The organism is Embleya sp. NPDC005575, from assembly GCF_040605455.1.
Taxonomy (GTDB): domain Bacteria; phylum Actinomycetota; class Actinomycetes; order Streptomycetales; family Streptomycetaceae; genus Embleya.
In genome coordinates this window covers 1-19,208 of sequence record NZ_JBEXCV010000163.1, presented here as the reverse complement: position 1 = coordinate 19,208, position 19,208 = coordinate 1, and the positions used below count along the sequence as shown (strand labels likewise).

Below are 19,208 nucleotides of genomic sequence, written 5' to 3'. Positions count from 1 at the left end.
AACTTTTTCCCTACACGACTCTCTTCTTTTCTACACGGACGGGGCCCTCCCCCTCCCTTTTTATCGGGGTGGCCGGACACGAGAGCCCGTGTCCGGCACCGCCTCGAATTCGCCTCGCGGGCCCGGCCGCCGCCCCTATTCCGTGCGCAGCCCGTCCGGGCGCATCAGCCGCCACAGCGGCGGCAGGCTCAGCACCGTGACCAGCAGCACCACACCCGCAGCAATCCCGGACATCAAGGCCATGCCGCTCCAGTCCACCGCGATCGGCCGAGTCACCATCTTCAGCAGCACAGCGCCCAGAGCCACGCCCGCGGCTGCCGCGAGCGCCAGCCCCAGGGCGACCGGGATCGCCGTCTGGCACAGGATCGACCAGCTCAGCGTGCTGCGCCTGGTGCCGAACGCGACCAGCACCGACAACAGCTTCCGCCGCTCGCGCAGTTGCTCCAGCATGGTCACCAACAGACTCGCGCCGATCAGCAACAGCACCACGGCCGTGCCGATGAACAGCGCCGTACGCACGTTCGCGAAACGCCGCGACTCCCGAGTCCAGGACAGGTCGTAGACCGTGGACAGCGGATCGACCCGGGCGGCGGTGTTGCGGACCAGATCCCGAGCATCCGGGACGGTCGGGTCGATCCGCACGTGCAGCGAGTAGCTCAGGTTCCTGGTCGCCGCCGCCGGCACCGCGCCCGGCGTCGCCAGCACCCCGTCGTACGACATCCCGCTCGCGTCGGCCCGACCCGGCACGGTCACCGCGGTCGCGGGAATCAGCCATGGCGTGCGGGACGCGGGCAGCCCCGTCATCCCGTAGGACGGATCGATGATCACCTGCCGTCCGGCGGTCGTCTTCATCCCACCGACGATCTGGCCCGAGGACCCGCGACCCTCGATGATGAACGCGTCACCGTCCGCACAGCGCTCGATCCGAGCCAGCTCGCGCAGCGACTCGCACGTGCCGATGGTCAGCGTCGCGCCCTCGGCGGGATTCTCGGCCCGGTCGCCGATCCGGGTGCCCGCGTGCCCGAAGGCACTGCGCACCCCTTTGGTCTGCCGGATCCGGTCGGTGATCTCGGTGACCCGGTCACCGCCGAACTGCGCGTTGGACGTCACCGACATCTGCGCCCGGCCGGGGTCCTGGCCGGTCTCCCTGACGTAGTCGTTCTCGATGCCCATGAAGAGCATCTGCAGGGCGATCGCACCGGCCACCGCGACCGCGATGCCGTTGACCGAGCGGGCCGCCGCACCGCTGCCCAACTGGAGCCGGCGCACCGCGAGTTGCCACGGAACCCGGCCCGCTCCGAGCCGGGCCACCACGGTTTCGACCAGCCACGGCAACAGCGCGGTGACACCGAACAGCAGGAACACCGTGCCGCCGATCACCTGGCCCCGGTTGAACTCCCCGGCATCGGCACCCCGACGGATCAACGGGAAGAGCATGGCCACGCCCACGACCGGCAGGAGCAACCGCCACCACACCCGGCGCCGAGCCGGGGTACCGGTGCGCACCACACCGAGCGGCTCGATCATCACCGAGCGCAGCGCGAACAGCGTCACCGCGACGGCGGCGGCCGGCACCGCGAGCGCCACCAGGACGACCAGCGGCAGACTCGGATCCAGATCGCCGGGGAAGATGCTCAGATCGAACGCCGCCGCCACATCGGTCATTTGTCGGCCGATCAGGAAGAAGCCGAGCCCGAAGAGCAGCCCGAACAACGATCCCGCGAGCGCCTCGCCGGCCGCGATCCACCGGGTGGTCCGGGCATCCGCGCCGACCAACCGCAGCGCCGCCAGCCGTCGGTCGCGCCGCTCGCCGCCGAATCGCACGGCTGTGGCGATCAGCACCGCAACCGGCATCAGCAGCACCACGAACATCACCACGACGAGCAGGAGCAGCCGGGGATCCAGCTTTTCCGCGGGAAAGGCGTTGCCGAACGCGGTGATCCGGACCACCGAGCTCGATTCCCCGGCGATGGTGTCGTTGCCGAGGTAGAAGATCAGATCGTCCGGACCGATCAGGCCCTGTTCGGCGATCCGCCCGGCCGTACGGTAGGGCAGCCGCTCCTTGAGCAGCGCCCCCCGCTTCGAGGCGAGCAGGTCGGCCAGGGCGGGTGAGACCACCATCTCGCCCGGGGCCGGCAGCCGGCTCAGCCCCGGCGGGATCGGCGCCCGGGGGCCCTCCGCGCGCAGGACCCGGCCCCGGATGTCGTCGCCTTTGTAGGTGGTGTCGACCATGCCGACCAACAGGGTGTTCGCGGCGGCCTGCTGCACCCGCCCCGCCAACTCGTCCCGGCCGCGCCCGCGGTCGTCGCGCGCGCCCAGCGCACCGGGTATCGCGGTGGTCAGCAACAGCAGCGCCACGCCCAGGCCGACCCCGATCGCGGTCAGCAGCGTGCGGGTCCAACCCTCCCGGCCGCCGGTGACCGCGAAGCCGACGCCCATTCTCAGATCGCGGAACACGTTCACGTGGCACGCGCCATGTCCCGGGACCTGCCGTCGCGGACGACGATCTCACGGTCGGAGTAGGCGGCGATCCGGGATTCGTGGGTGACTAGCACGACCGCGGCCTTCGTGTCCCGGGCGGCCTCGATCAGCAGCTTCATGACGCGTTCCCCGTTGAGCGAGTCCAGCGCGCCGGTGGGCTCGTCGGCGAAGACCACACGGGGGCGGATCACCAGGGCTCGGGCCACCGCGATCCGCTGGCCCTGGCCACCGGAGATCTCGCCGGGTCGTTTGCCCGCGAGGTCGGCGACCTCGAGTCGCTCCATCCACTCCCGCGCCTTGGTTTCCGCCTCCTTGCGCTTGACCGCGTTCAGCCGCAGCGGCAGCGCGACGTTCTCCAGACAGGTCAACTCGGGTACCAACTGGCCGAACTGGAAGACGAAGCCGAAGTCGCTGCGGCGCAGCGCGCTGCGTTGGGTGTCCGACATGGCGGTCAGGTCGCCGCCGTTGTAGCGAATGGTGCCGGAGTCGGGGCGGACGATGCCCGCCAGACAGTGCAGCAGGGTGGACTTGCCCGATCCGGACGGGCCCATGACGGCGACGATCTCGCCCGCGCCGATGGTGAACTCGGCACCGGCCAGCGCAGGCGTCGCACCGTACGTCTTGTGCAGCTCGCGGCCGCTGAGCAGGGTGTCGGTCACGTGCGGATCTCCTGGGTGAGTTCGCCGAGACGGGCGGTGGTCAGTTCCAGCCACCGCAGGTCCGCTTCGAGGTGGAACAGCGCGTGGTCGCAGATCAACCGGTCGCTGAGGTCTCCGTCGAGCTTGCGCCGGGTGAGGTCGCGCATCATGCGCAGGTGTTCGGCGCGTTGGGTGTCGAGGATCTCGTTCGCGTCCCGGCCGGTGAGCAGCGCGAGTACGACCTTGGTGTAGAGCGTCGACTGGAGGTAGGGCTCGGGCTTCTCGGGTTGGCCGAGCCACTGCTCGACGTCGGTGACGCCGGCGTCGGTGATCGAGTAGCGCTTGCGTTCGGGACCGCCGCTGGTCTCCAGGCCGTCTATCTCCACGAGCCCGTTCTTCAACAGCCGCGACATGGTCGAGTAGACCTGGCCGTAGGCGAGCGAACGATCCCGGCCGAAGCGCTCGTCGAAGCTGCGCTTGAGGTCGTAGCCGTGGCGGGGGCCGGACTCCAGGAGCCCGAGGAGGGTGTGTCCGATTGACATGTCAAGGACTATACACGGTAGGTATACCCAGTGTGTATAGCGGCCTCGACGAGGGTGCGCCGCCCCGTCGGCGGCGCGCCCTCGTGGTGATGGATGCGCTTGTTCGACCGCGTGCGTCACGCGCGGCCGGCTGATCGTGGATCATCCGGCCGGCCGTCGATCAGGCGGTGTTGCGGCCTCTCGGACCACTCAGAGGCCGAGCCCCTTGGTCACGGCGCTCGCCCGGGTGAACACCGACTCGGGCTGCTCGCCCGTGCAGTACTTGTTGCCGGTGGACACGATCCCGATCAGCTTGCCCTTCGCCACGAGCGGCCCGCCCGAGTCGCCGCGGCAGATGCCGGTTCCGGGGTTGTCGGCCGGTGCCTGGCCGCACACCCGGGTGGCCGGGCTGTCCGTCGGGAACGTGTAGGGCTCGCATTGCGGCAGCGGCGAGAGCACCAGAGTGGTCTGCTTGAGCCGCGTGGTCGTCGCGCCGCCGTCCGTCTTGCCCCAGCCGTAGACCGTCGCCCTGTTGCCGACCTGGTAAAGCGCGTCGTCCTCGGCACCGGCGATCGGCAGCTGTTTCAGGCTCAGCGACCGGTCCAGGTCGAGCACGGCGGCGTCGTACGTGAGCGCGCCCGGCTCGAACTTCGGGTGCACCTTGCTCTTCGTCACCTTGCGGGTCTGCCCGCCCGTACCCGCCAGATCCAGGCGCCCGGCGACCACCGTGACGGCGGTCGGGTCCGCCAGGCCGTTCACACAGTGGGCCGCGGTGAGCACCTTCTTCGGGGTCACCAGGGTTCCGCCGCACAGTTGTTGGCCGTCGGCGGTGAACAGGGCCACGGCGTACGGCGCGGCGCCGGCGGGCGCGTCGGCGCCGAAGCGCACGGCCGAGGCGGGTACCGCGCAGACGCCGATGGCGGCGAGTGCGACGGCCGCCGCTCCGAACATCTTCACCGACCCGCGTCCGTGGGTGTCCTGCGTCTGCCGAGTACGAATCATCTCGCGATCCCTTTCGATCGGACGGCCGTGCGACGCCGGCTCCCGGCGGAGCCGACGGCTCTACCCTTTGCACGCGCGCGGTCACCCTAAGGATGCATCCCCTCTCGCCCCGGCCTCATCCGTCGGCGAGGCACACGTGCGTCGAACGGACCCGACCGGTTTCGGTCCCGGCCCGACGAGCCGGGCCGCCGCCGCGTGCCCGGTCAGTCCTCATCGACGAAGCGGGCCGGGCGGGTGCCCGCGAGCTTGATGATGTGGAAGCCGTACTGGGACGCGACAAGGTCGCTCAACCCGCCCGGGCGCAGCTTGACCAGCGCCTCGGCGAATGCCTCGGCGTAGTCGTCCTCGCGCCCCCAGCCCAGGTCGCCGCCGTTGGCGGCGGACAGCGGGTCCTTGGATCGTTTGCGGGCGATCTCACCGAACCGGCCCGGGTCCCGGGCGAGTTCGTCGAGGATTGCCCGACCCTCGCTCTCGCTCTCCACCGCGATGTGCAGGGCGTGGTACTCCAGCTCGTCGGACAAGGCCGCTCCCGGGGTCGTCGCCACCCGGCGCGCTCGGGCCGAGCGCGGTCACCGAGTTGTCGATCATGTGGATGATAAGGCCGCCACGCGACCGTCCGGGCCCGCCACCGCCGCGGCGCGCGGACCCCGGGCGTGGGCACCGACATGCTCGCGCCGACGGGCGGACGACGGCCTCGGTCGTGCGACGCGGCGAGGGCGGCCGGCGTTGTCGACCACGTCGGACGTCGAACGGGACCGATCCGCCCGGCACCCGGCGCCGCGCACCTTCCGATGCCGCCTTCGTCGACCCGCCCGGGTCGGCAACGCGGCATCGGCGCGTTCGGGGCTACTCCGGCGCCGACTCGGCAAATGCCGCGAGCGAGTCCTGGCTCCAGGTCAGCCGGCCCTCGGCCAGGTCGGCCGACACCGCCTCCACCCAAGCCAGTTCCGCGGCGGTGACCGCGCGCAGGTATTCGTCCTCCAGCATCAGCACACGCGGCAGTTCGAACGCGGCCGCGTTCGCCGCGTCCGCATCGAGCGCCGCCAGATCGGCGACGAGCCGGTCCCGACGCCGGGTGAGCAACTCGCGCGTGGTCTCGGGGGTGAGCAGCGCGAGGAAGGACAGCGCGGCCGGGAACTCCGGGAACTCGTTGCGCGGAGTGCCCAGCATCTCGGCCATCCACGTGTGGCACGCGTCGCGCCCCGCCTCGGTGATCTCGTAGACCGTGCGCTCGGGGTACTGCTGATCGCGTTCCGTCTCGCGCACCGTGACCAGGTCGGCCTCGCGCAGCCGATTGATCGTCTTGTACAGCGACGCGCGCTGACCCACGTTGACGACCTTGTCCTTGCCCCACTGCTTGATCCGCTGCTGGATCGCATACGGATGCATCGGCTCGCGGTAGAGCAGGCCCAAAAGCGCCAGCGCCAGCGGTGATCTGCGGAAAGTCGTCGTCATGCACCCAGCCTACTAGATGCCCGGCAACTAGCCCCACTATAACTAGTTGCCAAGACACTAGTCTCCGTGCCACTATTCAGTCGTCGGCAGCGAGCGGCGGAAATCCCGCCTCCGCCGCGGCCGAAGCGCCACCGTCCGAGAGGAACCGCCATGACCACCACCCCGATTCGCATCCACGCCGACCACACCACCACCAAGCGCCTGGGCGACTGGACGACCGGAACCTCGTTCGAGGTCCGCGAGCGGCGCGCCGCCGCCGTGCTCGACCTGCGCTCGCCGCGGATCGAGGCGGGCGACATCGAGATCCGGGTCGACCTGGACCACGCGATGCTCAAGCTGCTGGTCGCCGACGACGCGGTCGTCGAGCAGGACGGGCTGCGCTGGACCGGCCGGGGCCGGGTCAAGGACATCGCCCGGCCGGCCGGCAAGGGACGGGTGATCCGCCTGGTCGGCCACATCGACCACGGCGAGGTGCGCATCCACCGGGGCGGCATCGCGGTGTTGTCCGCGATGTTCAGCCGCGCCTACGTCGAGGACGTCAGGCGTGCCCACCGCGACGGCGACCTGCCCACCGTCGCCGACCCGGCCCGCACCCACTGACCCCGCTCCGGTGCCGTGACCGAGAGCGCGAGTCGACTCCGGGCGCCCGGCACCCACCCGTGCGGATCCCGGCCTCGGCCCGGGACCCGCCACCCGACCCCCGCAACCACTCACTTCGGGAGCAACGACATGACCCGCGTCAAGACCGCGATGATCATCGGCGGCGGCATCGCCGGCCCGGTCACCGCCACCGCCCTGCGCAGGGCCGGCATCGAGGCCACCGTGTACGAGGCATACGGCGACACCGCGAGCGCCGACGCCGCGGGTGGCGTGCTCAACATCGCACCCAACGGACTGGACGCCCTGCGGGTGGTCGGTGCCGAGGACGCGGTGTGCGCGATCGGCCAACCGACCGCCGACATGGTCTTCGAGAACGGCCGGGGCCGCCGATTGGGTACCGCCGCCGGCCTGTCCGACCTGCCGCCCACCCGAACCGTGCGGCGCGCCGACCTGCACCGCGTGCTGCACGAACACGCGATCGCCCGGGACATCCGGATCGAGCACGGCAAGCGACTGGTGGGCGTGCGGGAGACGGCGACCGGCGTCACCGCCGAGTTCGCCGACGGCACCACCGCGAGCGCCGACATTCTGATCGGCGCCGACGGCATCCGCTCCACCGTCCGCACGCTGATCGACCCCGTCGCCCCCGAACCGCAGTACGTCGGCCTGCTCGGATTCGGCGTCGGCGACTACGTCCCCGGCAACGGCGACCCGAAGGCCCGCCCGAGCACCATGCACTTCGCCTTCGGCAAACGCTCGTTCTTCGGCTACTGGACCCAGAGCGACGGCAGCATCGCGCTGTTCTGCAACCTGCCGCACGAGCCGATCAGCACCGCCGAAGCCCGCGCGATCCCGGCCGAGGAGTGGCTGGGCAGGCTGCGCGAAGCGCACCGGGGCGACGTGCCCGCCGAGCGGCTGCTGCGCGAGGCCACCGCGGACAGCCTCCTGGTCGCCGGCCCGATGGAACTGATGCCGCCGCTGCCGCATTGGCACCGCGATCGGCTGGTACTGGTCGGCGACTCCGCCCACGCGCCGTCCTCCAGCTCCGGACAGGGTGCGTCGCTGGCGATGGAGAGCGGCGTGCAACTCGCCCGCTGCCTGCGCGACATCGACGACCCGGCGGCGGCGTTCGCCGCATACGAGCGGCTGCGGCGTCCGCGCACCGAGAAGATCGCCGCAGACGCGGCGAAGACCAACAACAACAAGTCGGCCGGCCCGGTGGCCCAGGCGATGATGGGCCTGTTGATGCCGATCATGATGCGCACTTTCCTCACCCCGGAGAAGATGCTCGGCTTCGCCCAGCGCCACCGCATCGACTGGAACACGCGGGTGACCGGATAGCCCGTCCGCCCCGGAGCCGACCGCCACACCTGCGCAATGCCCGTCGATCGCCCCGCATTGCGCGGCGATCGGCGGGTTTCGCCGTTTTCGGCCCGCACGTGCGACGCCGGCCCTGGAGCGACTTGAACGTGTTCAAAAACAGGTCTACAGTCACCCTCGTCGGTCAGTTTGAACACGTTCAAAAAGGAGTCGGGTCATGGATATGACCGTCGTCACCTACGCCATCTATCTGGTCATCAGCATCGGGCTCACCATCTGGGTGGCCCGCACGCTCAGCCGCAGCGGCCAGATCTTCCTCAGCGACGTCCTGCACGGACGCGAGGAACTCGCCGCCGCCGTCAACCACCTCCTCGTGGTCGGCTTCTATCTCGTCAACCTCGGCTTCGTCGCGCTCTACCTCAAGGTCGGCGACACCATCGAGAACGCCCGCGATTCGGTCGAGGCGCTGTCCGTCAAGCTGGGCACCGTGCTGCTGATCCTGGGCGTACTGCACCTTCTCAACGTCTACGTGCTGAACCGGATCCGGCAGCGCGGTCTCGATGACGAGGCCTACCGCACCGGCACCGGCGGGGGGCGCCGCGCGCACAAGGTCTCCGGCCGCGACCTCATGCCGCCGGTGCACCCGCAGGGCTCGACCCGCCCGGCGCCCGGGGTCTGATCCCGATGGTCGCCGAACCCGAGGACACCGTGCCGGGCCGATCGGAGGGGACGGCCCGGCACGGCTCCCCCGACCCCGAACCGCCGGCTCCGATCCGCCGGCTCACCGTCCTCTACGACGCCGACTGCCCGCTGTGCACGGCGCTCTCCGACTGGATCGTCCGGCAGCAGACCCTGGTCGCCGTGGATCTGCTCCCGGCCGATTCACCCCGGGCACACAACCGTTTCCCCGAGCTCGACCACGCCGCGACCGTGCGCGAACTCACCGTCGTGGGCGGCGGCGGCGAGGTGTGGTCGGGGGCCGCGGCGTGGATCACCGTGGCGTGGGCGCTGCGTGCCTACCGGGGCCTGTCCCACCGGCTCGCCACGCCCTTGGGCATGCCGGTGGCCCGAGCCGCGGTGCTGGCCGCGGCCCGGATCCGGGCGGTCACCGGCAGCGAACCGCTCCCGCGGTATCCGTACGCGGATCCCTACCGGGAACCGTGGACGGTGGTCGTGTGTGACGACCGGTGCGAGATCGCGCACTAACCTTGCCTGTCGTGGAGCACGTGGAAGACACCGACGCATCGACCCCGGCCGACAAGGGCGACCCGCCGGACCGGGGCGGTCGACCCGGCAAGAGCGAGCAGACGCGGTCTCTGATCCTGGAGACCGCGCTGCGGCTGTTTCGCGAGCGCGGCTACGACAAGACCACCATGCGGGCCATCGCTCAGGAGTCGGGCGTCTCGGTCGGCAACGCCTACTACTACTTCGGCTCCAAAGAGCACCTCATCCACGGCTTCTACGACCAGGTCACCCACGAGCACATCAGCCGGTGCCGACAGGACCTGCGCGGTGTCCGCGACTTCGGCGACCGGCTCCAGGTTGTGCTGTCCGCGTGGTTGGACGTCGCCGAGCCGTATCACGCGTTCGCGGTGCAGTTCTTCCGCAACGCCGCGGACCCGGAGAGCCCGCTCAGCCCGTTCTCCGCCGAGTCCTATCCGATCCGCGAACAGGTCACCGCGCTGTTCGCCGACGTGCTGCGCGGCTCCTCGCTCCGCATCGACGACGAACTCGGTGAGATGTTGCCCGAGTTGTTGTGGCTGCATCTGATGGGCATCGTGCTCTTCTGGGTCTACGACCGCTCGCCCGAGTGCGCCAAATCGCGCGCGTTCGTCGCGCGCACCACGCCGATGGTGGAGCGGGTGATCTCGCTGTCCCGATACAAGGTCTTCCGTCCGCTGGTGCGCGACGCCGAACGGCTGATTCGCGACTACATCGTGCCCGAGGGTGCCGACGGACCGTCCGCAGCGCCCAAGGATCGCCGATAGACCGCACCTGGGCCGGCTTCGGTCGGAGTGGGTTGCATATCGTGGAGGCGTCCGCGATCTTCACCGCGCCGCGCGCCGGCAGACGACTGCCGGCCACCGCCTCGGCAGGGCGGTGCGGCGATCCGGACGCCGCCCGACCGTTCGACCGTTCGACCGAGGAGTTGCCTTGTCCGGTGTCCCACTTTTCCCGCCCACCGACGCGCACCTGGCCGCGCAGATCGGCTTCGTCCTGGAGATCGACCGGCTCAAGGCCGTGGTCCGGCGCAACCTGATCGCGGACGCATCGCGGCGCGAGAACACCGCGGAGCACTCGTGGCACCTGGCCATGCTGGCCGGCACCCTGGCCGAACACGCCGCGACCGAAGTGGACGTCGCACGGGTGATACGCATGTTGCTGATCCACGACCTGGTCGAGATCGACGCGGGCGACACGTTCTACTACGACACCGTCGCCGAGGCGGACCAGGTCGAGCGCGAGCAACTGGGCGCGGCTCGGATCTTCGGCCTGCTCCCCGCCGAACAGGGCGCGGAACTGCGGTCGCTGTGGGAGGAGTTCGAGGCGCGCGAGAGCCCGGACGCGCGCTTCGCCAAGGCCGTCGACCGGTTCCAGCCGTGCCTGCTCAACTTCCACACCGAGGGCGGGACCTGGCGGGAGTACGACCTCACCCGCACCGAGGTGCTCGCCAAGCAGGGCAGCACGATCGCGGACGGCTCGCCGTCGTTGTGGGCCTACACCCTGGAACTGATCGACGAGGCGGTCGCCCGCGGCTATCTGCGCCCCTGACCGGCGCAGCCCGGAGCGGATCGGCGACCCGGCGGCTCCGGTGGGGCTCGCCGATCCGGGGTCGGCCCGGCGGGACCTCGCCGATCCGATCCGGGTGCGTTATAGCCTGCGATCATGACCAGTGACGCATCCTTCACCACCCACGTCACGGAACGACTGGCCGCTCTGCCCGGGGTGGCGGCCGTCGCGCTCGGCGGCTCACGCGCCCAGAACACCCATCGCCCGGACAGCGACTGGGACTTCTCGGTGTACTACCGGGACGGATTCACCCCGGACGCGGTCCGCGGCCTCGGCTGGCCGGGCGAGGTCTCCGAGTTCGGCGCGTGGGGCGGCGGGGTCTTCAACGGTGGCGCCCGGTTGACCCTCCGGGACCGGGCGGTCGACCTGCACTATCGCGAACTCGCGGACGTGCAGCGGTGGTTGGCGGACGCACGGGAGGGCCGGTTCGAGGTCGAGCGGCTGCTGTTCCACCTGGCGGGCGTGCCAACCTACCTCGTGGTGGCCGAACTCGCGGTCAACCGGGTGCTGTTCGGCGAACTGCCGCGCCCCTCCTACCCGCAGGCACTGCGTCGCGCCGCACACACCCGGTGGAGCAACGACGCGCGGCTGACTCTCGGCTACGCGGACCGGGCACATGCCGGCCGCGGCCACGTCACCGACGTGGCGGGCGCGATCGGCCGCGCGGCATGCGAGGCCGCGCACGCGGTGTCGGCGGGCCGCGGCGAGTGGGTGACCAACGAGAAGACCCTCCTGGATCGTGCGGGCCTGCGCGGCGTCGACGAGATCGTGTCCCCACTGACCCCGTCGACACTGTCCACCGCGATTGCCGAGACCGGCGCCCTCCTCGACGCGGCACTGACGGCAAGCCGACCCGACTGATTCGGTAAGATTCTACGTACTATTCGGCTCGTCGTCGGCCATCTTCCGCATCAGGTCGGCGGCGAGCCCGAGGAGCCTGCGTTCGGTCTCGGTAAGCGACTCCATCGCCGTCGCCAGCCACGCGTCACGCGCGGCCGCGTCGTGCAGCAGCGCCGTCCGGCCGGCCGGGGTGAGGGTCAACACGGACTGCCGGCCGTCCCGCTCGTCGCGCGAGCGACCGACCAGGCCGGCGCGCTCCAGCTCGCCGAACACCCGGGTGAGGGACTGGGGTTGCTGGCGCTCGGCGGCGGCCAGCGCGCCCGGCGTGCTCGGCCCGTCGCGCAACAGCCTGCCGAGCACGCCGACCTTGTTGCTGCTCAACGCACCGGCGGAGCGGCTCGCCCGCATCCGGCCCGCAATCCGGGTGACCGCGCGGCGAAGCTCCGCCGTCTCCTCCCGGGACACCGCCCCGGTGGGCCCGTCGGGTGCCGATTCCCGATCCATCACTCTGGTCATATTGATACGCTATCACTTAGCATCCCGTCCATGGACTCGCCGCGCCCGACCGTCGTCGCGATGATCGCCGTACTCGGCGCGTACGGCTCGGCCCGACTCCTCGAACGCGGCGCGCACCTGCGGGTGGACGTCGTCGTCACGGCGGTGGTGCTCGCGCTGACCCTGGCCCGCGCAGCGCGACGCGACCCCGGTGGACCGCCTGCTCGCGTGCGTCGTGATGCCGCCGGCAGCCATGGCCGCGACCGGGATCGCCGAACTGATCCCCCGGCATCCCGCGCTCGGCGGCGCCCTGTTCGCCGGCGCGACGGCCGCGACGATCGAACTCCGCCGGTTCGGCCCCCGGATCGCCGCCGCCGGCACGGTCACGGCACTCCCGCTGGTGGCAAGCCTGGTGCTGCCGACCGGTGACGGGGCGGCCCCGTCTCTCTCGCACACCCTGTGGCTCGGTCTCGACGCGCTGATCGTGGGTGCGTACACGGATCTCGATGACGCACTGGGTCGCCTCGCCGCGATCTACGCATCCCCGCCCGGCAACCCGCCCGGCAACCCGCCCGGCATCGCACCGATCGAGCCGCCGGCGACACCGAACGCCACGTCGGATTTCCGCCAGCAATGACCTTTCCGCGAAGCAATGATTGAGCCATGAACTTGAACCTGAAGAACAAGATCGTCGTGGTCACCGGTGGCAGCAAGGGCATCGGCCTGGCGATCGTCCGCGGCTTCGCCGAGGAGGGCGCCCAAGTCGTCGTCGGCAGCCGCACCGTGTCCCCCGAGCTGGCCGCGCTGCGTGCCGAGTTCGACGTACTCCCGGTAGCCGTGGACCTGGCTCGCCCGGACGGCCCGGCCGAGTTGGTCCAGGTCGCCGTCGAGGCGCACGGCGGGCTGGACGTACTGGTCAACAACGTCGGCACCGGTGCGCCGACGCCCTCGATCATCGAGGTCGAGGACGCCGAGTGGCAGCGGATCCTCGACATCAACCTGTTCAGCGCGGTGCGTGCGACCAGGGCCGCGATGCCGGCGATCCTCACCCGGGGCGGCGGCGCGGTGATCACCATCAGCTCGCTGAACAGCCACCTTCCGGCCGCGTCGCTCGTGCACTATTCGGCCGCGAAGGCCGCGCTCAGCTCGTACTCGAAGTCGCTGGCCGAGGAGTTCGGCCCGCAGGGCGTGCGGGTGAACACCGTCTCGCCCGGTCCGGTGCGCACCCCGCTGTGGACCGACCCGGGGCAGCTCGCGGACATGATGGCCGCATCCGCCGGGACGACCGCGCAGGTGTTCATGGACGAGGTGTTGCCGCAGGCGATGGGTGTGCTCACCGGTCGCGTCTCCGAACCGCAGGAGGTCGCCGACGTGGTGCTGTTCCTGGCCTCGGAGCGGGCCGCGAACATCATGGGCGTGGACTACATCGTCGACGGCGGCATGCACAAGGCGATCTGACCGTACGGCCGGCCGGCCGGCCGAAACGATCTCGGCGGTGCGGAGCGTTCCGGGTCTGATCGCTCCGCACCGCCGGAATCGCTTCGGCCGGCCCCCACTAGGCTCGACGCATGGATGCCAAGGATGTGGACTGGGACGACGCGCGCTGGCTCAACCCGCCGAGTGCGGCCGAGCGGGTCGGCACCGCGCTCGTGGTGAGTCCGCATGCCGGCGCCGATTTCTGGCGGCAGACCTCGTACGGCTTCACCCGGGACACCGGGAGTGCGCTGCTGACCGAGCTGGCGCCGGACACCTCGGTGGAAGTGACCTTCGCCGGCGACTTCGACACGCTCTACGACCAAGCCGGCATCTTCGTGCGCGTGGACGAGCAGACCTGGGTCAAGGCCGGGGTCGAGGTCACCGACGGGGCGTTGCACGTGGGCGCCGTGGTCACCCGCGGGATGTCCGACTGGTCGATCGCGCCGGTACCCGAGTGGGCGGGCCGGTCGGTCACCGTCCGGGTCAGCCGGGCCGGCGACGCGCTCACCATTCGGGCGCACGCCGGGAACGACCCCTGGCGCACGATCCGACTCGCGCCGCTGGCCCCGGATGCGCAAGCCTTTGCCGGGCCGTTCTGTTGCTCGCCGGAACACGCGGACCTGCGGGTGCGTTTCACCCGCTTCGTCGTCGGACCCGCCGACGCGGGGTTGCACGAGAACCCCTGAACCGACCACCGCTTCGTCGCCGTAGCCGGGCGTACCGCCGAACCCGGGCCGACCCACCGAACCCGGGCGGCGGCGCCGAGGTCAGGCGGTGCCCGCCGACGGTGGGACCGTCACGCCGTATTCGCGGGCGGCATGCAGCGCTTCCTCCAGCTCGTCCAGCGCGGGTGACAGCGCGTTCGTATCGTGCGCCGCGCTGGCCTCGGACAACACCGCACGAGCCCTGATCACCCGCTCCCGAACGACCCTGACGACCTCCGCCTGGTCGATCGCCGACTTCTCGTCGTATCCAGCCGTCATCACTTCCTCATTTCCCGCAGCCCCGTGCGAGCACCCATACACCCCTTGGTGTTCCGACCTGGGGCGCGTTTCAACCGGCATTGGGGCGCACCGGCGTGAGAAGTGCGTCAAGAAGTGTTTCAGAAGGCGTCCACCTCGACGAACGTGCGCCCCGTCTCGCGGGCGCTCGCCCGTCCGCCGGTCAGGTCGGTCAACCGGGCCGTGAAGCGCTCCCGGTCCGACTCCGGCACACACACGTCGATCGCCACCTCGGCGCCGTAGCGGATGTCGCGCACCTCGTGGCCGAGCCCGCGCAGGTCGTTTTCCAGTCGGCCGGCGTGGGCGTGGTCGACGTCCACGGTCAGCACCAGCATCGGCCGCAGTTCGACCACCCCGACCGTGTCCACCGCTTCGGTCACCGCCGAGCCGTAGGCCCTGATCAGGCCGCCGGCGCCGAGCATGATGCCGCCGAAGTAGCGGGTCACCACCGCGACCGTCTCGGTGAGTTCGCGACGCCGGAGCACCTGGAGCATCGGCGCGCCCGCCGTGCCGGACGGTTCGCCGTCGTCGTACCCCTTCTCCTGACCGCCCGCGATCCACGCCGAGCAGTTGTGCCGCGCGGACGGATGCAGCGCCCGCCGTCGGGCCAGGAATGCCTGCGCCTCGGCGTCGTCGGTCACCCGCGCGACGGCACACAGGAAGCGCGAGCGCCGAACCTCGATCTCGACCTCACCTTCAGACTTGATCGTGAGCAGCGGCATGACCAGGTCCTTCGGTACGAAATCGGTTGACGACCCCACGGTATGGCCCCTCGGGCGGCATCGCGGGCCGGGGGCAAGGGCCGGCCGCTCCCGACTCGGCGAAGGCGGCGATGAAGACGTCGTCTTGAAGGACATCGCTTTGTCGATGGATCGTGATATCCGATCAGGAGCGGCCTCGGTCCGGCCGGGCCGCGGTCCGGCCGCGGCCGGCTCAGGCGGCCCGCACCGACAGTCGCGTCGACGCCGCGACGAACGAGCGCAGCAGATTCGTCTCGTGCCCGGCCCGCCAGGTGAGCGTGACCGCCGACTCGGCCAGGCCGGTGACCGGCACGAACGCCACGTCTGGTCGCCCGTTGTAGCCGGCGAACTGCGCGCAGAACAGCAGCACGCCCAGATCGGCGGCGATCAACGACAGCACCTCCTGAAGGGTGCCGGCGCTCGGTCCGTGCGCAATCGGTCGGCCGCCCGGTGTCGTCGTCGGCGACTGGAGCTCGCGCCAGCGTGCGGGCGCGGGGCCGCCGATGTCCACGAACGTGCACTCGGCCAACTCCTCGGCCCCCACGTGCTCGCGGGCCGCGAACGCGTGCCGGGTGGAGACCCCGAGCACGAGCGGGTCGGCGGCGATCACCGGGCCGGTGCGCAACGCCGGGTCGACCACCGGCAGAGTCACGAACGCCGCGTCGATCTCGCCGCGCAGAAGTGGGCCGAACGGATCCGACAGCGGCGTCTCGACCAGGTCGGCGCGCGCCCGGGGGTGACCGGTTCGGAAGTCGCCGACCAGGTCCAGCAGCGTGCCGTAGGGCGTACCGACGAAGCCGATCCGCAGGATCCCCTCGATGCCGCGGGCACGCGCCCGGGCCCGGTCGACCGCGTCGGTGGTACCCGCTCGGGCAGGTGCCGGGCTTCGACCTGCGAGCATAAGCGAGGCTTGTGCTCGCATGCGATCTCGGCCGTTGTTCGCGTCCGGCGGGCCGGCCACGCTGGGCGTCATGTCCAACCCAGTCGTCGACACCGCTTCGACCGCTCCGTCCGCCCCCGATCCCGGGTCCGCCGGCGGACCCGAATCTGCTTCCGAGACCGCGGGCGCCCGGTCCTGGCTCGCCGTCACGGCCATCGCCGTCGGCACCTTCGCGGTGGTCAGCACCGAGATGCTCCCGGTCGGCCTGCTCACCCCGATCTCGCAGGGCCTGCACGTCTCGGACGGCACCACCGGCCTGGCCATGACCCTGGCCGCGGTGGTGGCCGGCTTCGCCGCACCGATCGTGCTCGTCGCCGCCGGTCGGGTGGACCGGCGGATCGTGCTCGCCGCGATGATGCTCGTACTGCTCGCCGCCAACACAATCAGCGCTCTGGCGCCGAACTTCGCCACCCTGCTGGTCGCGCGGATCCTCGTGGGCGCCGGCATCGGCGGCTTCTGGGCGATCGGCGCGAGCCTGCCGGTGCGCCTGGTGCCCGCCCGATCGGTCGGCCGGGCCGCCGCGGTGATCTTCGGCGGCGTCTCGGTGGCCTCGGTGATCGGGGTGCCGATCGGCACGATGATCGGCGAATGGGCCGGGTGGCGCGTCGCGTTCGCCGTCATGGCCGGGCTCGGCGCGATCGTCCTGATCGCCCTCCTGGTGCTGCTGCCGCCGCTGCCCGCCGAGCGGGCCGTGCGACCGCGCGAACTCACCGCGCTGCTGCGTCGGCGCACCGTGCTCACCGGCGGCGCAGTGGACGCCGTGGCCACCTCCTCGGTGTTGTGGTTCTGCGGCGTCCTGGCCGCGGCGACCGCGCTGCTCGCCCTGGCTGCGGCGCGCCGCGAGCGCGGATGGGCACGAACGGCGCGCGGGTGAACACGTCCGATTCGTTCAAGAGCGCGACCGCCGGCGCCGGCTAGCGTGGAGGCATGACTTCTCGTGCGTTTCGTTTCCACTTCATCGGGCTCGTGGTCGCCGACATGGCCGCGTCGCTCGCGTTCTACCGGGCACTCGGCCTGGACATCCCCGCCGAGCACGACGCGCTCCCGCACGTCGAGGTGCAGTTGCCCGAAGGGCCGCTGCTGGTCCTGGACTCGGTCGAGACGGTCCGCTCGTTCGCCCCCGAGTGGACCGCGCCGACCGGCGATCACCGGGCCTCACTGGCCTTCGCCTTCGCCGAGCCGGCCGACGTCGACAAGGTGTACGGCGAACTGGTCGCGGCCGGGCACGCCGGATATCGGGCGCCGTGGGACGCGTTCTGGGGGCAGCGGTACGCGGTCCTGCACGACCCGGACGGCAACGGCGTCGATCTGCTCGCGCCGCTGCCGGACCCGGCTCCGTAGCGGTCGCCGGGTTCAGCCCGACAACAGGGTGCGCAGCGGGACGCCGGCCAATGCCTTGACGTCCCGGGCGAAGTGGGCCTGGTCCGCGTAGCCGGCGACGGCGGCGACCCGGGCGGCCGGAACGCCGCCGCGGGCCAGGTCCAGCGCGCCATCCAGGCGCAGCACCCGGGCCGGCGTCTTGGGCCCGTAGCCGAACGCGGTGAGCGAGCGGCGGTGCAGTTGCCGCTCGCTCAGGTTGACCTAGGCGGCGACGGTGGCGATGTCGACCCCGGCCCGCAGTTCGCCGACCACTGCACCGGCTAACCGGGCCGCCTCGGCGTCGTGGTCGCGCAGCCGCTCGGCGGCCAGGTGTTCGAGGACGGCGGCCGGGTCGGCGGCGCCGGCGAGGCGTTCGGCCGGCACCCGCACATCGCGCCCGCCCCACACGTCGGCCCGCGGGACCCGTCGATCGCGCAGCGTGTGGGCCGGGAGCCCGAACAGCGCGGGGCCGATTCCGGGCGCGCAGCGCACCGCCGCGTAGCGCGTTCCCGGCGTGTTCTCGACCGCATGCGCCAAGGTGTCGGGGCCGGCCACGATCAGGTCGTCACCGGACCAGATCAGGTCCATGCAGCCGTCCGGCAGCACGCGTGCCGTTCCGGCGATCTCGACCGTGCGGGTCCAGACGATCAGCGGCGCCAGGTGGGAACGACGTTCGACGTACACGGTCCCAGTATCCCCGAGGTGGACGGCGCTATCGTGGGATTGTCAGGACGCACGGCTCGAACAGGGCAGGGGCTCATGAACATCGAAGAGCAGCATGGGCGGCAGCCGGCGAACGACTCTCCCGGTGAAGGCGTCGAGCAGGCCGCTCGGGCCGCCCGCTGGGGCAAGCTGCCCGAGCGGGTCGAGGTGGCCGATCAGGTCGAGGAACTCCCGGCCGATCCGCCCAACGACCCGGAGTTCGGCCGCGATCCGAACAACGACTGGCTGCTGCGCTCCGCGCCCTGAGGCGCCCGCGCCGGCACACCGGATGCCGCGAGCGCGGCAGCGGTGCGGCGTCGGGTGACTCGGCGAAGGCGACCCGCCACCGGCGCTGCCCCGCGCGGAAGCGCGCTGCCGGAACACCTCGGCGTAGACGGGGCGGATGCCGGTCGCGTACCGGGTGGGATCGGCGGCGGTGAAGCGGCCGATCCGCGAGGTCATCCGGTGGCCGGCGTCCGTGTCGCCACGGGGTGCAGGCACGCGTACTCCAGAGGTGCGGACGGGTCGATGGACACGTCGAGCGGAGCGGGCCCGACTCCGGCACGGACCAGCAAATCCCCGACGGCGGCGATCATCGCGCCGTTGTCGGTACACAGGCCCGGCGGCGGCACCCTCAGCGTGATGCCCGCCGCGGCACAGCGCTCGGCCGCGAGCGAGCGCACCCGGGAGTTGGCCGCGACGCCGCCGACCACGACCAGGGTCCGCACGTCGTGCGCGGCGCACGCGGCAACGGCCTTGCGGGTCAGTACGTCGGCCACCGCCTCTTGGAGCGCGGCGGCGCCGTCGGCGACCGGCAACGCGCCGCCGCCGGCCCGCGAGCGCTCGGC

23 protein-coding genes and 2 pseudogenes are annotated in these 19,208 nt (G+C 71.4%); 13 read left to right on the top strand and 12 right to left on the bottom strand.

Translation table 11 applies throughout. The features are described 5' to 3' along the window. Positions 1 to 135: 135 nt before the first annotated feature. The 6 genes from ABZS54_RS35560 to ABZS54_RS35535 form a co-directional block, all read right to left on the bottom strand. The gene (locus tag ABZS54_RS35560) at positions 136 to 2,463 is read right to left on the bottom strand and encodes an FtsX-like permease family protein (protein ID WP_355545778.1); all 2,328 of its coding nucleotides are present in this window, start codon (positions 2,461 to 2,463) and stop codon (positions 136 to 138) included. Then, the gene (locus tag ABZS54_RS35555) at positions 2,460 to 3,140 is read right to left on the bottom strand and encodes an ABC transporter ATP-binding protein (RefSeq protein WP_355545776.1); all 681 of its coding nucleotides are present in this window, start codon (positions 3,138 to 3,140) and stop codon (positions 2,460 to 2,462) included. The genes ABZS54_RS35560 and ABZS54_RS35555 overlap by 4 nt, the downstream gene beginning before the upstream one ends. Next, positions 3,137 to 3,661 carry a PadR family transcriptional regulator gene (locus ABZS54_RS35550; RefSeq protein WP_355545774.1) on the bottom strand — a complete coding sequence of 175 codons (525 nt, stop codon included), beginning with the start codon at positions 3,659 to 3,661 and terminating at the stop codon, positions 3,137 to 3,139. The genes ABZS54_RS35555 and ABZS54_RS35550 overlap by 4 nt, the downstream gene beginning before the upstream one ends. Before the next feature lie 189 nt (positions 3,662 to 3,850). Then, positions 3,851 to 4,642, bottom strand: a complete 792-nt coding sequence (locus ABZS54_RS35545; RefSeq protein WP_355545772.1) for a serine protease — start codon at positions 4,640 to 4,642, stop codon at positions 3,851 to 3,853. A 203-nt stretch (positions 4,643 to 4,845) separates the two neighbouring features. Beyond that, complete coding sequence (locus tag ABZS54_RS35540) at positions 4,846 to 5,163, bottom strand: peptidylprolyl isomerase (protein WP_355545770.1); 318 nt, start codon at positions 5,161 to 5,163, stop codon at positions 4,846 to 4,848. 325 nt (positions 5,164 to 5,488) lie between these two features. Next, positions 5,489 to 6,097 carry a PadR family transcriptional regulator gene (locus tag ABZS54_RS35535; RefSeq protein WP_355545768.1) on the bottom strand — a complete coding sequence of 203 codons (609 nt, stop codon included), beginning with the start codon at positions 6,095 to 6,097 and terminating at the stop codon, positions 5,489 to 5,491. A gap of 150 nt (positions 6,098 to 6,247) precedes the next feature. Between ABZS54_RS35535 and ABZS54_RS35530 the strand changes: the two genes are divergently transcribed. The 7 genes from ABZS54_RS35530 (at position 6,248) to ABZS54_RS35500 (ending at position 11,668) form a co-directional block, all read left to right on the top strand. Further along, the gene (locus ABZS54_RS35530) at positions 6,248 to 6,697 is read left to right on the top strand and encodes a hypothetical protein (RefSeq protein WP_355545766.1); all 450 of its coding nucleotides are present in this window, start codon (positions 6,248 to 6,250) and stop codon (positions 6,695 to 6,697) included. A 129-nt stretch (positions 6,698 to 6,826) separates the two neighbouring features. Continuing rightward, the gene (locus tag ABZS54_RS35525; protein WP_355545765.1) at positions 6,827 to 8,038 is read left to right on the top strand and encodes an FAD-dependent monooxygenase; all 1,212 of its coding nucleotides are present in this window, start codon (positions 6,827 to 6,829) and stop codon (positions 8,036 to 8,038) included. Positions 8,039 to 8,234: 196 nt separating this feature from the next. Then, positions 8,235 to 8,696: a hypothetical protein gene (locus ABZS54_RS35520; protein ID WP_355545763.1), complete on the top strand. Its 462-nt coding sequence runs from the start codon at positions 8,235 to 8,237 to the stop codon at positions 8,694 to 8,696. A gap of 5 nt (positions 8,697 to 8,701) precedes the next feature. Beyond that, positions 8,702 to 9,223, top strand: a complete 522-nt coding sequence (locus tag ABZS54_RS35515; RefSeq protein ID WP_355545761.1) for a DCC1-like thiol-disulfide oxidoreductase family protein — start codon at positions 8,702 to 8,704, stop codon at positions 9,221 to 9,223. A gap of 11 nt (positions 9,224 to 9,234) precedes the next feature. Further along, on the top strand, positions 9,235 to 10,005 hold the full coding sequence (locus tag ABZS54_RS35510) for a TetR family transcriptional regulator (RefSeq protein ID WP_355545759.1): 771 nt from the start codon (positions 9,235 to 9,237) through the stop codon (positions 10,003 to 10,005). 166 nt (positions 10,006 to 10,171) lie between these two features. Next, the gene (locus ABZS54_RS35505; RefSeq protein ID WP_355545757.1) at positions 10,172 to 10,789 is read left to right on the top strand and encodes an HD domain-containing protein; all 618 of its coding nucleotides are present in this window, start codon (positions 10,172 to 10,174) and stop codon (positions 10,787 to 10,789) included. 114 nt (positions 10,790 to 10,903) lie between these two features. Continuing rightward, positions 10,904 to 11,668 carry a nucleotidyltransferase domain-containing protein gene (locus tag ABZS54_RS35500; RefSeq protein ID WP_355545755.1) on the top strand — a complete coding sequence of 255 codons (765 nt, stop codon included), beginning with the start codon at positions 10,904 to 10,906 and terminating at the stop codon, positions 11,666 to 11,668. 12 nt (positions 11,669 to 11,680) lie between these two features. Here the strand turns inward: ABZS54_RS35500 and ABZS54_RS35495 are convergent, their stop codons facing one another. Further along, positions 11,681 to 12,163, bottom strand: coding sequence for a MarR family transcriptional regulator (locus tag ABZS54_RS35495; RefSeq protein ID WP_355545753.1), 483 nt, complete (start codon positions 12,161 to 12,163; stop codon positions 11,681 to 11,683). A gap of 190 nt (positions 12,164 to 12,353) precedes the next feature. Between ABZS54_RS35495 and ABZS54_RS35490 the strand changes: the two genes are divergently transcribed. From ABZS54_RS35490 to ABZS54_RS35480, 3 genes are all read left to right on the top strand, one after another. Then, positions 12,354 to 12,779, top strand: coding sequence for a hypothetical protein (locus ABZS54_RS35490; protein WP_355545751.1), 426 nt, complete (start codon positions 12,354 to 12,356; stop codon positions 12,777 to 12,779). A gap of 26 nt (positions 12,780 to 12,805) precedes the next feature. Further along, the gene (locus ABZS54_RS35485) at positions 12,806 to 13,600 is read left to right on the top strand and encodes an oxidoreductase (RefSeq protein WP_355545749.1); all 795 of its coding nucleotides are present in this window, start codon (positions 12,806 to 12,808) and stop codon (positions 13,598 to 13,600) included. 110 nt (positions 13,601 to 13,710) lie between these two features. Next, complete coding sequence (locus ABZS54_RS35480; RefSeq protein ID WP_355545747.1) at positions 13,711 to 14,304, top strand: DUF1349 domain-containing protein; 594 nt, start codon at positions 13,711 to 13,713, stop codon at positions 14,302 to 14,304. An 81-nt stretch (positions 14,305 to 14,385) separates the two neighbouring features. Here the strand turns inward: ABZS54_RS35480 and ABZS54_RS35475 are convergent, their stop codons facing one another. The 3 genes from ABZS54_RS35475 to ABZS54_RS35465 form a co-directional block, all read right to left on the bottom strand. After that, positions 14,386 to 14,601 (bottom strand): hypothetical protein, encoded by a 216-nt coding sequence (locus ABZS54_RS35475; RefSeq protein ID WP_355545745.1) that lies wholly within the window; start codon positions 14,599 to 14,601, stop codon positions 14,386 to 14,388. A gap of 119 nt (positions 14,602 to 14,720) precedes the next feature. Further along, positions 14,721 to 15,341 (bottom strand): YigZ family protein, encoded by a 621-nt coding sequence (locus ABZS54_RS35470; protein ID WP_355545743.1) that lies wholly within the window; start codon positions 15,339 to 15,341, stop codon positions 14,721 to 14,723. Between the two features lie 211 nt (positions 15,342 to 15,552). Then, complete coding sequence (locus ABZS54_RS35465; protein ID WP_355545741.1) at positions 15,553 to 16,260, bottom strand: LysR family substrate-binding domain-containing protein; 708 nt, start codon at positions 16,258 to 16,260, stop codon at positions 15,553 to 15,555. 70 nt (positions 16,261 to 16,330) lie between these two features. Here ABZS54_RS35465 and ABZS54_RS35460 point away from each other — a divergent pair, with 70 nt between their 5' ends. Both ABZS54_RS35460 and ABZS54_RS35455 read left to right on the top strand, forming a co-directional pair. After that, positions 16,331 to 17,173 carry an MFS transporter gene (locus tag ABZS54_RS35460; RefSeq protein ID WP_355545739.1) on the top strand — a complete coding sequence of 281 codons (843 nt, stop codon included), beginning with the start codon at positions 16,331 to 16,333 and terminating at the stop codon, positions 17,171 to 17,173. A 53-nt stretch (positions 17,174 to 17,226) separates the two neighbouring features. Next, positions 17,227 to 17,640 carry a VOC family protein gene (locus ABZS54_RS35455; RefSeq protein ID WP_355545737.1) on the top strand — a complete coding sequence of 138 codons (414 nt, stop codon included), beginning with the start codon at positions 17,227 to 17,229 and terminating at the stop codon, positions 17,638 to 17,640. Between the two features lie 12 nt (positions 17,641 to 17,652). Here the strand turns inward: ABZS54_RS35455 and ABZS54_RS35450 are convergent. Next, a pseudogene (locus ABZS54_RS35450) lies at positions 17,653 to 18,342 on the bottom strand (helix-turn-helix domain-containing protein). Between the two features lie 75 nt (positions 18,343 to 18,417). Here ABZS54_RS35450 and ABZS54_RS35445 point away from each other — a divergent pair. After that, positions 18,418 to 18,627: a hypothetical protein gene (locus tag ABZS54_RS35445; protein WP_355545735.1), complete on the top strand. Its 210-nt coding sequence runs from the start codon at positions 18,418 to 18,420 to the stop codon at positions 18,625 to 18,627. A 191-nt stretch (positions 18,628 to 18,818) separates the two neighbouring features. Here the strand turns inward: ABZS54_RS35445 and ABZS54_RS35440 are convergent. Beyond that, a pseudogene (locus ABZS54_RS35440) lies at positions 18,819 to 19,208 on the bottom strand (tRNA (adenosine(37)-N6)-threonylcarbamoyltransferase complex transferase subunit TsaD); the annotation flags it as partial.